Source organism: Mycobacteriales bacterium (assembly GCA_035533475.1).
GTDB lineage: Bacteria > Actinomycetota > Actinomycetes > DATLTS01 > DATLTS01 > DATLTS01.
The window spans coordinates 74,757-87,201 of the sequence record DATLTS010000032.1 but is presented as its reverse complement, the minus strand read 5'-3'; the positions used below and the strand labels follow the sequence as shown (position 1 = coordinate 87,201).

Sequence of the window (12,445 nt, the reverse complement as noted above, 5' to 3'; positions counted from 1 at the left end):
CCCGGGCCGCGCCCGGGCGTCGAACGGGTTAGACTCCCGAGGTGACAGGGCGTGCGCTCCCGGTCCGCACCTGTGTGGGGTGCCGGGAACGAGCGTCCAAGTCCGATCTCCTGCGTGTCGTGGTGGTCGGGGGCGTGCTTGTCGTCGACCCCCGGGGCCGGGCGCCGGGTCGAGGCGCGCACCTGCACCCAGACCCGGCCTGTCTCGACCAGGCCGAACGGCGGCGGGCGTTTGTGCGGGCCCTCCGGCTCGCGCGGCCGCCCGATGTCGGCGCGGTCCGAGACCACGTCGCGGGGGCGCGGGCGAGCGGCCGGAAAGCGGTCGGAGGCACGAGCACGGGAAGTGGGTCGAGTTCGTGATGAGCGCTCGATGAGTCAGCGATGAGCACAGCCATGCGCTAGGACGTCGGTTCGCGAGCGACAGACCCGCGGACCGTGGGACAAGGAGTCTGAGTGGCCAAGGTCCGGGTCTACGAGCTCGCCAAGGAATTCGGCGTGGAGAGCAAGGTCGTCATGGCCAAGCTCCAGGAATTCGGTGAGTTCGTCCGCTCGGCGTCCTCGACGGTCGAGGCGCCGGTGGTCCGCAAGCTCAAGGAAGCCTTCCCGAGCGTCCCAGAGCCGGCCGGCAACGGCTCGGCTTCGCCGGTTGCGGCAAAGGGCCGCGGCAAGGCCGCGAAGCCGGATGTCGCCCCCGAGCCGCCGGTGGTCGCCGAACCGACGGTGGTCGAGTCCGCGCCGGCCGCGCCTTTCCCGGCGGCCGCGCCGGCCATCGACCCGCCGGCCGGCGAGCCCGGGATCCGTCCCGCCGCCGCCCACCCGCGCCCGGCTGTTCCGCGACCGTCCGGCGCGCCTCGGCCCGGCAACAACCCGTTCACCAGCGCCGGCGGCACCGGGATGGCACCGGTGGCTCCGCGGCCCGGCCTGCGGCCCCCCGCGCCGGGCATGCCGCCCCGACCCGGCGTGCGGCCCGGCGTCCCCGGCATGCCACCCCGGCCGGCGCCAGGTTCCTACCCACAACGTTCCCCAGGCGCCGGACCCGGCGGCCCCCGGCCGGCCCCCGGCATGTTCCCCGGTGCCCGTCCGCAGGCCGGTCGGCCCGGGGCAGCCGGGCGCGGCATGGGCGCTCCGGGCCGTGGTGCCGGCCCCGGAGCCGGTGCCGGAGCGGCCGGCGCGCCAGCCGGCCGCGGCGCCCCCGGGGGTCGCCCCGGTGGTCCGGGTGGTCGTGGCGGGCGCGGTGCTGCCACGCAGGGCGCCTTCGGTCGCCCGGGCGGGCGCGGGCCGGTTCGCGGGCGGAAGTCCAAGAAGCAGCGTCGCCAAGAGTTCGACAACATGCAGGCCCCGACGATCGGGGGGGTCGTCGTCCCCCGCGGGAACGGGGACGCGCTGCGCCTACCGCGCGGGGCCAGCCTGGCCGACTTCGCCGACAAGATCGGGGCTAATCCCGGCTCGCTGGTTCAGGTGGTCTTCACCCAGATCGGCGAAATGGTGACGGCGACCCAGTCGTGCAGCGACGAGACACTCCAGCTGCTCGGGAACGAGCTCGGATACGACGTTCAGGTGGTCAGTCCCGAGGACGAGGATCGCGAGCTGCTCGAGTCCTTCGACATCGACTACGGGGAGAACGAGGGCGGCGAGGACGACCTGGTTTCGCGTCCGCCGGTGGTCACGGTCATGGGCCACGTCGATCACGGCAAGACCAAGCTGCTCGATGCGATCCGGCAGACCGACGTCGTGGCCCGCGAGGCGGGCGGGATCACCCAGCACATCGGCGCCTACCAGGTGCACGCCACGACGAGCGACGGCAGCCAGCGCATGCTCACCTTCATCGACACCCCCGGGCACGAGGCATTTACCGCCATGCGAGCCCGTGGGGCGAAGGTGACCGACATCGCGGTCCTGGTCGTCGCCGCGGACGACGGGGTGATGCCCCAGACGATCGAGGCGCTCAACCACGCGCAGGCCGCCGATGTCCCCATCGTCGTCGCGGTGAACAAGGTCGACAAGGAGGACGCGAATCCGGCCAAGGTGCGCCAGCAGCTCACCGAGTACGGGCTGGTCGCGGAGGAGTACGGCGGTGAGACGCTTTTCGTCGACGTGTCGGCGAAGAGCCGGATCGGCCTCGACGAGCTGCTGGAAGCGGTGCTGCTCACCGCCGACGCGGCACTCGACCTGCGGGCCAACCCGACCCAGGACGCGCAGGGCGTCGCGATCGAGGCGCACCTGGACCGCGGCCGCGGTCCGGTGGCCACCGTTCTCGTCCAGCGCGGAACCCTGCGGGTAAGCGACTCGATCGTCGCCGGCGAGGCGTTCGGCCGGGTTCGGGCCATGCTCGACGAGAACGGCGACCCGGTCGACAAGGCCGGCCCGTCCCGCCCGGTCCAGGTGCTGGGCTTTACCAGCGTTCCCGGTGCGGGCGACAGTTTCCTCGTCGTGCCCGAGGACCGGGTGGCCAGGCAGATAGCCGAACGTCGGGCGGCTCGCGAGCGCTACGCCGAGTTGGCGGCCCAGCGCGGGCGGATGACCCTCGAGGACGTCCTTCAGCGGATCAAGGAGGGTGAGATCAGCGAGCTGCGGCTCATCCTCAAGGGCGACGTGTCCGGTTCGGTGGAGGCGGTCGAGGACTCGCTGCTCAAGATCGACATCGGGGAAGAGGTCGGGTTGCGGATCATCGGCCGTGGCGTCGGTGCGATCACCGAGAACGACGTCAACCTGGCCAAGGCCTCGGACGCGATCATCCTCGGGTTCAACGTTCGGCCGGAGGGCAAGGCCCGCGAGCTGGCTGAGCGCGAGCGGGTCGACGTCCGCTACTACTCGGTCATCTACCAGGCGATCGAGGACGTCGAAGCCGCACTGACCGGTCTGCTCAAGCCGGAGTACGAGGAGGTCCAGCTCGGTACCGCGGAAGTGCGTGAAGTCTTCCGGGTGCCGAAGATCGGCAACGTGGCCGGGTCGCTCGTCCGGTCCGGGACGATCGTGCGCGGCAGCAAGGCCAGGCTGGTCCGCGACGGGGTCGTCGTCGCGGAGAATCTGGCGATCGACTCGCTCAGAAGGTTCAAGGACGACGCCCGCGAGGTCGCCGAAGGCTACGAATGCGGTATCGGCCTCGGATCGTTCAACGACATCAAGGTCGAGGACGTCATCGAAACCTTCGAGATGCGCGAGAAGCCGCGCGGGTAGCGCCGATGTACGTGGGCAGCCTGGCCCTCGACGTCCTGCTCGGCGACAGCCGGTCGCTGAAGGAGAAGCGGGGAATGGTTCGGCCGATCGTGGCGGAGTTGCAACGGCGCTTCATGGTGGCCGCGGCGGAAGCAGGCCACCTCGAGCTGCACCGTCGGGCGCTGCTCGGGGTGGCGGTCGTGGCGGCGGACGCCCGGCATTGCGGCGAGGTGCTCGATGCGTGCGAAAGGCTGGTCGCGGGACGACCGGAGATCGAGTTGCTCTCGGCCCACCGGCGCCTCTACGGGGCCGACGACGACAGGTGAGGAGGCGGCAGTGACCGACGTCGCGCGGGCGCGGAGGCTCGCCGGGCGAATCCGGGAGATCGTCGCGAGCACCATCGAGCTCGGAGTCAAAGATCCCCGGCTCGGCATGGTGACGGTCACGGACGCGCGTGTCACGCCCGACCTGCGCGAAGCGACCGTCTTCTACACCGTCCTCGGCTCGGCGATCGACCGGGCCGGTACCTCGCTCGCCCTGGAGAGCGCGAAGGGCGTGCTTCGGGCCGAGGTGGGTCGCCAGACCGGGGTCCGCTACGCCCCCACCCTGACCTTCGTCCTCGACGCCGTCCCCGACACCGCTGCGCACATCAGCGAACTGATCGCGGTAGCCCGGGCCGCCGATGCCGAAGTTGCGCGGGCGGCCTCGAACGCGGTTCCGGCCGGTGATCCCGACCCGTACCGAGGGGGTCCGGTGATCGACACCCAGCCCGCGGACGAGTCGGACCCGATGTGACAGCCGCCCCGAACCTGCCCGAGGAGCTGTGGTCGCACGTCGTCGGCACCCTCGCCGGGGCGGAGTCCATAGTCCTGGCCTGTCACGTCGCACCGGACGGAGATGCCCTGGGGTCGATGCTCGCGGCCGGCCTCGCCCTGCGGGCGCTCGACCGGCCGGTCTTCTGCTCGTTCGGTGACGAGCCGTTTCGCGTTCCACGCGCTTACGCGTTCCTGCCGGGTCAGGACCTGTTGGTGCCTCCCGCGGCGATCCCCGGATCACCGGAGGTTCTCGTCACCTTCGATACGAGCAGCCGGGACCGGCTTGGCCGGCTCGCGGAGCTGGTCGACTCGGCCGGTGAGGTCATCGTTGTCGACCACCACGTCCGGGGCGACGGCTTCGGTCGGACGCGGCTCGTCGACGACGCCGCCGCGGCGACCGCGGTGATCGTCGCCGAACTCGTCGACCGGCTCGGTGTGGTGCTGAACGCCGACATCGCCTGCTGTCTCTACACCGGGCTGACCACGGACACCGGCTCGTTCAAGTTCGTCTCGACCACGCCTGCCGTGCACGAGCTGGCCGCCCGGTTGCTCGCCACGGGGATCCGCCACGAGCTGATCGCCCGGGCGGTCTGGGACACGAACTCCTTCGGTTGCATCGGGCTGCTCGGAACCGCGTTGTCCCGGGCCCGGCTCGAGCCCGAAGCGGCCGCCGGGCACGGCCTGGTCTGGACCCACACGACCGCGGCCGACCTGGTCCGGTTCGGGGTTGGGCTGGACGAGATCGAGGGGCTGATCGATCTGGTACGCACCACCGCGGAGGCCGACGTGGCGGTGGTCTGCAAGGGCGACCGAGACGGCGGTTTCAAGGTGTCAGCCCGGTCCAAGGGCGCGGTCGACGTCGGGGGGGTGTGCGCCGGGCTGGGCGGTGGAGGCCACCGCTTCGCGGCCGGCTACACATCCGCGGATGGGCTCGACGCGACGATGGACGGGCTGCGCCAGGCCCTCGCCGCAGCCCGGTGATCCTGCCCGCGTCCGGCGATGGCGGGGGACCGGTGATCGACGGTCTGGTCGTGGTGGACAAGCCTGCCGGCTGCACCTCCCATGACGTGGTCGCCCGGATCCGCCGGCTTGCGGGCACCCGCCGGGTCGGCCATGGCGGCACGCTGGACCCGATGGCGACGGGGGTCCTGCTGGTCGGGATCGGCCGGGCGACCCGGCTGCTCGGCCATCTCGCGGCCGCCGACAAGTCGTATACCGCCACGGTTCGCCTCGGGGCGTCGACGACCACCGACGACGCCGAGGGCGAGGTCGTCGAGATCAAGCCGGCCGGAGCGGTGAGCGAGGCGGCGATCGGTTCGGCGCTGGCCCGGCTCACCGGGCCGATCGAGCAGGTCCCACCGGCGTTCAGCGCGGTCAAGCTCGCCGGTCGGCCGGCCTACGCGCGGGCCCGGGCCGGTGAGCGGGTCGAGCTGGCTGCCCGCCGGGTCACCGTCCACCGCCTCGAGCTGCGGGAGTTGCGCCGCGACGGGGACAGCACCGAGCTGGACCTCGAGGTGGACTGCTCGACCGGGACCTACATCCGGGCGATCGCCCGCGATCTCGGCGTGCTCCTCGAGGTCGGTGGCCACCTCAGCGCGCTGCGCCGGACCCGGGTGGCCGGCTTCACGCTCGATGCGGCGCACCCGTTGGGCGCGGAGCTCTCGGTCCTGCCGCTGGGCGAGGTGGTCGCGGCCACCTTCCCGCGGGTCGACGTCGACGAGGAAGCCGCCCGGCTGATCTCGCACGGGGTCCCGCTCCCCCCGGTCGGGCCCGGGCCGGTCGGGGTGTTCGGCCCGGATGGGGCGGTTCTCGCCCTGGTCGCGGACCGGGATGGGGCAGCCCGTCCGCTCGTCGTCTTCGCCGGCTCTGGCACCCTCTAGCCGTGCAGCGCTGGCGAGGCCTCGACTCGGTGCCCCCCGGCTGGGGGCGTTGCGTAGTCACGATCGGCGTCTTCGACGGGGTTCACCGGGGGCACCGGGTCATCATCGAGCGGGCGGTCGCCCGCGCCCGCAAGGCCGGCATGCCGACCGTGGTGGTCACCTTCGATCCGCACCCCAGCGAGGTTGTCCGACCGGGCACTCATCCGGCGCTGCTCACCACCCCCCGGCACCGGGCGGAGCTGATCGAAGGGCTGGGCGTCGACGCGCTGCTCGTCCTGCCCTTCACCCTCGAGTTCTCCCGGCTCTCGCCCGCTGAGTTCGCCCACACGGTGCTCGTCGAGCATCTGCACGTCGCCGCTGTCGTCGTGGGGGAGAACTTCCGGTTCGGGCACCGGGCCGCCGGCGACGTTGCCCAGCTCACTGAACTCGGGCGCCGGTTCGGGTTCGGCGTCGACGGGGTCGGCCTTCAGGCCGGGGAGGCCGAGACGACCCTCTCCTCGACCTACGTGCGGGCCTGCGTCGACGCCGGGGACGTCACCGCGGCCGCCGAAGCGCTCGGCCGCCCGCACCGGATCGAGGGGATCGTGGTCCGCGGGGACGGGCGCGGCCGCGGCCTGGGTTTCCCGACCGCCAACGTCGAGCTGACGCCCTACCCCGCGGTGCCGGCTGACGGGATCTACGCGGGCTGGTGCGGGCGCCGGGCCGACCGTTGGCCGGCGGCGATCTCGATCGGCACCAACCCGACATTCCAGGGTCGCGAGCGCAAGGTCGAGGCCTACCTGCTGGATGTCGAGGTCGACGTCTACGGCGAGCACGTGGCTCTGGACTTCGTGTCCCGGCTCCGGGAGACCCGGACCTTCGACTCCGCCGAGTCGCTGGTGGCCGCGATCGACGACGATGTCGCGCGGACCCGGGACGCACTTGGCTGGGCGGGCCGCGGGCCGCCGGGTGATACCGTGACACCCACCGGCGACCATGCCGGAGGGTGAGCCCTGTTCTGCTCGGGTGCTAAGTACCGAGCCGCACCCAGCCGCACCCGGCCGGACCTAGTCGCACCTAGCCGCACCGCCCGAAAGGAGTTCCGTGCCTCTCGACGCCGCCGTCAAGCAGGACATCATGCGCGAGTACGCCACCGTCGAGAACGACACCGGCTCGCCCGAAGTGCAGGTCGCGATGCTCTCCCGGCGGATCAACGACCTCACCGAGCATCTCAAGCTGCACAAGCACGATCACCACAGCCGCCGGGGGTTGCTCCTGCTCGTGGGTCGCCGCCGCCGGCTGCTGCACTACCTGTCGGAAAAGGACATCAGCCGCTACCGCGCGCTCATCGAGCGTCTCGGCTTGCGCCGGTAGCAGCGGGTCCGACGTAGTACCGCCGGCCCGCACCGCGGGCCGGTGTCCTCACCGGAGCCGCTCGCAACGCCGCCGACAGGGGGCGAGCGCCGGTCCTCGGTAGTGGCCCTCGGGTGGGTGACCCCCCGGGCGCTTCGATCGAAGACCGGCCCGCAACCCGCAGGCGCCACGGCGGTTCCGTCCACCGCAGGAGGTTGCGCCCATGGGCCAGGAAAGTGTCCACCACGCCGAAGCGATCGTCGAAACCCCGCTCGGCTCCCGTACGATCCGCTTCGAGACCGGCCGGCTGGCCCAGCAGGCCGCCGGGTCGGTCGTCGTCCGCTTCGGCGACACTATGGTGCTCTCGGCGACGACCGCCTCTAAGGCGCCGAAGGAGAATCTCGACTTCTTCCCGCTGACCGTCGACGTCGAGGAGCGGATGTACGCGGCCGGGAAGATCCCGGGCTCGTTCTTTCGCCGGGAGGGTCGGCCCAGCGAGGACGCCGTCCTGACCTGCCGGCTCACCGACCGGCCGCTGCGGCCGTCCTTCGCCAAGGGGCTGCGCAACGAGATCCAGGTCGTCGCGACCATCCTCTCGCTCGACCCGGACCACCTCTATGACGTGCTGGCGATCAACGCCGCCGCCTGCTCGACTTTGCTTGCGGGGCTGCCCTTCACCGGGCCGATCGCCGGCGTCCGCGTCGCGCACATCGATGGGGCATGGGTGGCGTTCCCCAGCCACCACGAGCTCCAGCGGGCGACCTTCGACATGATCGTCGCGGGCCGGGCGCTCGACGACGGAGATGTCGCGATCATGATGGTCGAGGCGGAGGCGACCACCTCGACGATCTCCCTGGTCCGCGACGGGGCGCCGGCCCCGACCGAGGACGTGGTGGCCAGCGGCCTCGAGGCCGCCAAGCCCGCCCTGCGTGCGCTCTGCGCCGCGCAAAGCGATCTGGCGTCCCGGGCGGCCAAGCCGACCCGCGAGTTCCCGCTCTACCTGGACTACCAGGACGACGTTTTCGAGGCGGTCAGCTCCGCGGTTCGTGACGACCTGGCCAAGGCGCTGACGATCGCCGACAAGCAGGACCGTGAGACCGAACTGGACCGGGTGAAGGCGCTGGCCAAGGAGAAGGTGATCGGCGACTTCGACGGGCGTGACAAGGAGATCGGTCCGGCCTTCCGTTCGCTCACCAAGCAGCTCGTCCGTGAGCGGATCATCGGCGAGCAGGTCCGGATCGACGGCCGCGGGCCGGGGGACATCCGCCAGCTCGCCGCGGAGGTCGGGGTGATCCCGCGGGCGCACGGGTCCAGCCTGTTCGAGCGGGGCGAGACGCAGATCCTCAACGCGGCGACGCTGAACATGCCCCGGATGGAGCAGATGATCGACACGTTGTCGCCGGAGAACCGCAAGCGTTACCTGCACCACTACAACTTCCCGCCCTACTCGACCGGTGAGACCGGCCGGGTCGGCTCGCCGAAGCGTCGCGAGATCGGGCACGGCGCGCTCGCCGAGCGTGCACTGCTCCCGGTGCTCCCGACCAAGGAGGAGTTCCCGTACGCGATCCGGGTCGTCTCCGAGGCGATCAGCTCGAACGGGTCGACCTCGATGGGCTCGGTGTGCGCGTCCACGCTCTCGCTGCTCGACGCGGGTGTCCCGCTGGCGGCTCCGGTGGCGGGAATTGCGATGGGCCTGGTGCATGAGGGCGGCGAGTACGTGACGCTGACCGACATCCTCGGTGCGGAGGACGCGTTTGGGGACATGGACTTCAAGGTCGCCGGCACCCGCGATTTCGTCACCGCGCTTCAACTCGACACCAAGCTCACCGGGATTCCGGCGTCGGTGCTCGGCGCCGCGCTCCGGCAGGCACACGATGCCCGGATGACCATCCTCGACGTGATGCACGAAGCGATCGACGGACCGGCAGAGATGTCGCCGTTCGCCCCGCGCATCGTGACGATCCGCATCCCGGTCGACAAGATCGGCGAGGTGATCGGTCCGAAGGGCAAGATGATCAATCAGATCCAGGAAGAGACCGGCGCCGACATCACGATCGAGGACGACGGCACCATCTACGTCGGGGCGATCGACGGGCCCAAGGCGGAGGCGGCGGTGGCCCGGATCAATGCGATCGCCAACCCGACGATGCCGGAAGTCGGCGAACGTTATCTGGGCACGGTGGTCAAGACCACGAACTTCGGCGCGTTCGTCTCGCTCACCCCGGGCAAGGACGGCCTGCTGCACGTGTCGCAGCTGCGCAAACTGTCCGGCGGTAAGCGGGTGGACAACGTCGAGGACGTGCTCAAGGTGGGCGACAAGGTACAGGTCGAGGTGGCCGAGATCGATCCCCGTGGCAAGCTCTCGCTCGTCCCGGTGACGGCCGAGGAGCCGGCCGCGGCACCGGCCGCGGCACCGGCCGAGGAGCCGGCCGCGGCGCCTGCCGAATAGGTGGCGACAAGTCTGGGTCCGGGGTTCCAACGTCCCGGAACCACCCGGACCCTGATCGCCGGCACCGGGGGCGGCCTGATCCGGCGGACCCTGCTACCGAGCGGCGTGCGGGTGATCACCGAGGCCGTCCCCGGCGTGCGCTCGGTGGCGTTCGGGCTGTGGGTCGGCGTCGGCTCGCGGGATGAAACCCCGGCGTTGGCCGGGGCGTCGCACTACCTCGAGCACCTGTTGTTCAAGGGCACCCGGCGGCGCAGCGCCCTCGACATCTCGGCCGCCCTCGACGCGGTCGGTGGTGAGCTCAACGCGTTCACCGGCAAGGAGTACACCTGCTTCTACGCGCGGGTCCTCGACGCCGACCTGCCCCTCGCCGTAGACGTGGTTGTCGACATGGTGGTCGGGTCCCTGCTTCGGGCCACCGACGTCGATTCCGAGCGAGGGGTCATCCTCGAAGAGATCGCCATGCACGAGGACGACCCGGGGGACGCGGTGCACGATGCGTTCGCCGACGCGGTGTGGGGAGATGCGCCGCTCGGTCGCCCGGTCCTCGGATCGGTCGCGAGCATCGGCAAGCTGAGCCGGACCGCGATCGCCGGGCATTACCGGCGCCGCTACCGCCCGGAGCAACTGGTGGCCGCCGCCGCCGGGCACCTGGACCATGCTCGGTTGGTCAAGCTGATCCGCGCGGCTTTCGAGCGGGCCGGGCTCGCCGACGGCGCCGAGGCCGAGCCGGCACTCCCGCGGGCCGGAGTCGCGCCACCGAGCACCCGGCCGGCGGTGCGGGTGGTCCGGCGACCGACCGAGCAGGCCAATCTGCTGCTCGGGGGCGAGGGCCTGCCCCGAACGGATCCGCGCCGGTTCGCGCTGGGCGTGCTCAACGGTGCCCTGGGTGGCGGGATGTCCTCCCGGCTGTTCCAGGAGATCCGGGAAAAGCGCGGACTCGCGTACTCGGTCTACAGCTACGCGTCCCACTACGCCGACACCGGGCTATTCGGTGTCTACGCCGGCTGTCTACCGGCCAAGGCCGACCAGGTTCTCGCCCTGTGCCGCGCCGAGCTCGAACGAGTCGCCCGGAACGGACTGGCGGCCGACGAGATCGCGCGGGGCAAGGGCCAGCTGGCCGGGGGCATCGTGCTCGGACTGGAGGACACCGGATCCCGGATGAGCCGCCTCGGCAAGAGCGAGCTGGTCTACGGCGAGCTCCGCACGGTGGACGAGATCCTCGCGAACATCGAGGGCGTCACCGCCGCGGACGTCCACGACGTGGCGCGGGACGTCCTGTCCCGCCCACTGGGCCTGGCCGTGATCGGTCCGTTCGACCAGCACGACTTCACCGCGGCGGTGGCCTAGGTGATTCGGGTCGGCGTGCTCGGTGCCCGCGGGCGGATGGGCATCGAGGTGTGCCGGGCACTGGACGCCGCTGCCGACCTCGAGCTCGTCGCCGCCGTCGACGTCGGGGAGGACCGGGACCCGCTCCGGGCCGGTGAGGTCATCGTCGACTTCACCCAGCCGGACGCGGTCATGGACAACCTGCGCTGGTGCTTGGACGCGGGGCGGCATGTCGTCGTCGGCACCACCGGGTTCAGCGCCGAACGGCTCGCGGAGTTGGCCGCGTGGCTCGAGGCGGCCCCCGGTCTCGGGGTGGTCGTAGCGCCGAATTTCGGGATCGGGGCGGTGCTCATGATGAGCTTCGCGGTGCAGGCCGCCCGGTTCTACGAGTCCGTGGAGATCGTGGAAATGCACCACCCGGGGAAGGCGGACGCCCCGAGCGGAACCGCCCGCCGGACGGCTGAGCTGGTCGCCGAGGCCCGCCGGGCGGCCGGCCTCGGCCCCGCGCCGGACGCGACCGGCGACGCCATGCCCGGTGCGCGCGGCGCGACGGTCGACGGGGTGCCGGTGCACTCGATCCGGCTATCGGGCCTGGTGGCGCACCAGGAGGTGCTGCTCGGGGCGGCGGGGGAGATCCTGACCATCCGGCACGACTCGCTCGACCGCGCCTCGTTCATGCCGGGGGTCCTGCTGGCCGTCCGTTCGGTCGGCGGGCGCCCCGGGCTGACCGTGGGCCTGGAGTCGCTCCTCGACCTCTAGGTCGAGGTCGTCACCCAGACCGCGCGGGCTACCTGGGTTGCAAGATGCACGCTCGCCTCGCCGGTCTCGACCTCCACGACGTCGGCGGCCGGCGGCGCCGCCCGCAACTTCACCCGAACTCCCGGGACCAGGCCGCGGGCCTGGAGGAGCCGGAGCACCTGGGGCGCGTCGTGCTCGGCCAGCTCGGAGATCCGGACCACCGTCGCCGGCCGGCCCACCGCGAGGTCAGGCAGGTTGACCAGATCGAGCCGGGGCTGGGGTTCGCCCGGGATCGGGTTGCCGTGCGGGCAGGTCGAGGGCCGGCCGAGCCGCTCATGCAGGCGTTCCAGGACGAGGTCGGAGACGTCGTTCGCCAGTCGGTGGGCCTCCTCGTCGGCGGTCACCCAGTCCAGTCCCAGCTCGCCGGTCAGCCAGCGTTCGAGCACCCGATGCCGGCGGACGACCGCTCCGGCGGTCGCCGCTCCCTTGGCCGTGAATTCGATGGGCTGGTTCGGAGCGGCCTCGACGAGCTCGTCCCTGGCCAGCCGGCGAACCGCCTCGCTCACCGTCGGCGCGCTCACGCCGAGCCAGTCCGCGAGCCGAGCTGGCCGCGGGGGCAGGCCCTCGGCGCGGAGGTAGAAGATCGCCTCGAGGTAGCGGGCGACGCCGGCGGTCGCGCTGGCCGGCGCCGGTGCCAGTGCCGTCGCCGGTGCCACCATGCCCTTACTCATCGAGTTAGGTTACCCTAAG

General features: G+C 71.8%; 12 protein-coding genes. 11 read left to right on the top strand and 1 reads right to left on the bottom strand.

Annotated elements, in window-relative coordinates; translation table 11 throughout:
* The first annotated feature begins 41 nt into the window (after nucleotides 1-41).
* From VNG13_07085 to dapB, 11 genes are all read left to right on the top strand, one after another.
* On the top strand, nucleotides 42-359 hold the full coding sequence (locus VNG13_07085) for a YlxR family protein (protein ID HVA60286.1): 318 nt from the start codon (nucleotides 42-44) through the stop codon (nucleotides 357-359).
* A 93-nt stretch (nucleotides 360-452) separates the two neighbouring features.
* Nucleotides 453-3,176, top strand: coding sequence for a translation initiation factor IF-2 (infB, locus tag VNG13_07080; protein HVA60285.1), 2,724 nt, complete (start codon nucleotides 453-455; stop codon nucleotides 3,174-3,176).
* Nucleotides 3,177-3,181: 5 nt separating this feature from the next.
* The gene (locus VNG13_07075; protein ID HVA60284.1) at nucleotides 3,182-3,481 is read left to right on the top strand and encodes a DUF503 domain-containing protein; all 300 of its coding nucleotides are present in this window, start codon (nucleotides 3,182-3,184) and stop codon (nucleotides 3,479-3,481) included.
* A gap of 10 nt (nucleotides 3,482-3,491) precedes the next feature.
* Nucleotides 3,492-3,950, top strand: a complete 459-nt coding sequence (rbfA, locus tag VNG13_07070) for a 30S ribosome-binding factor RbfA (GenBank protein ID HVA60283.1) — start codon at nucleotides 3,492-3,494, stop codon at nucleotides 3,948-3,950.
* Nucleotides 3,947-4,951 (top strand): DHH family phosphoesterase, encoded by a 1,005-nt coding sequence (locus VNG13_07065; protein HVA60282.1) that lies wholly within the window; start codon nucleotides 3,947-3,949, stop codon nucleotides 4,949-4,951. The genes rbfA and VNG13_07065 overlap by 4 nt, the downstream gene beginning before the upstream one ends.
* 2 nt (nucleotides 4,952-4,953) lie before the next feature.
* Entirely contained in the window at nucleotides 4,954-5,850 is an 897-nt protein-coding gene (truB, locus tag VNG13_07060) for a tRNA pseudouridine(55) synthase TruB (GenBank protein ID HVA60281.1), read from the top strand.
* 2 nt (nucleotides 5,851-5,852) lie between these two features.
* Nucleotides 5,853-6,839, top strand: coding sequence for a bifunctional riboflavin kinase/FAD synthetase (locus VNG13_07055; protein ID HVA60280.1), 987 nt, complete (start codon nucleotides 5,853-5,855; stop codon nucleotides 6,837-6,839).
* 94 nt (nucleotides 6,840-6,933) lie between these two features.
* Nucleotides 6,934-7,203, top strand: a complete 270-nt coding sequence (rpsO, locus tag VNG13_07050) for a 30S ribosomal protein S15 (GenBank protein ID HVA60279.1) — start codon at nucleotides 6,934-6,936, stop codon at nucleotides 7,201-7,203.
* A gap of 202 nt (nucleotides 7,204-7,405) precedes the next feature.
* Nucleotides 7,406-9,631, top strand: coding sequence for a polyribonucleotide nucleotidyltransferase (locus tag VNG13_07045; GenBank protein ID HVA60278.1), 2,226 nt, complete (start codon nucleotides 7,406-7,408; stop codon nucleotides 9,629-9,631).
* Nucleotides 9,632-10,978, top strand: a complete 1,347-nt coding sequence (locus VNG13_07040; GenBank protein HVA60277.1) for a pitrilysin family protein — start codon at nucleotides 9,632-9,634, stop codon at nucleotides 10,976-10,978.
* Nucleotides 10,979-11,716: a 4-hydroxy-tetrahydrodipicolinate reductase gene (gene dapB / locus VNG13_07035; protein ID HVA60276.1), complete on the top strand. Its 738-nt coding sequence runs from the start codon at nucleotides 10,979-10,981 to the stop codon at nucleotides 11,714-11,716.
* On the opposite strand, the gene VNG13_07030 is transcribed toward dapB, so the two are convergent.
* Complete coding sequence (locus tag VNG13_07030) at nucleotides 11,713-12,426, bottom strand: metal-dependent transcriptional regulator (protein HVA60275.1); 714 nt, start codon at nucleotides 12,424-12,426, stop codon at nucleotides 11,713-11,715. The two genes, dapB and VNG13_07030, sit on opposite strands and share 4 nt — an antisense overlap.
* Nucleotides 12,427-12,445 lie beyond the last annotated feature (19 nt).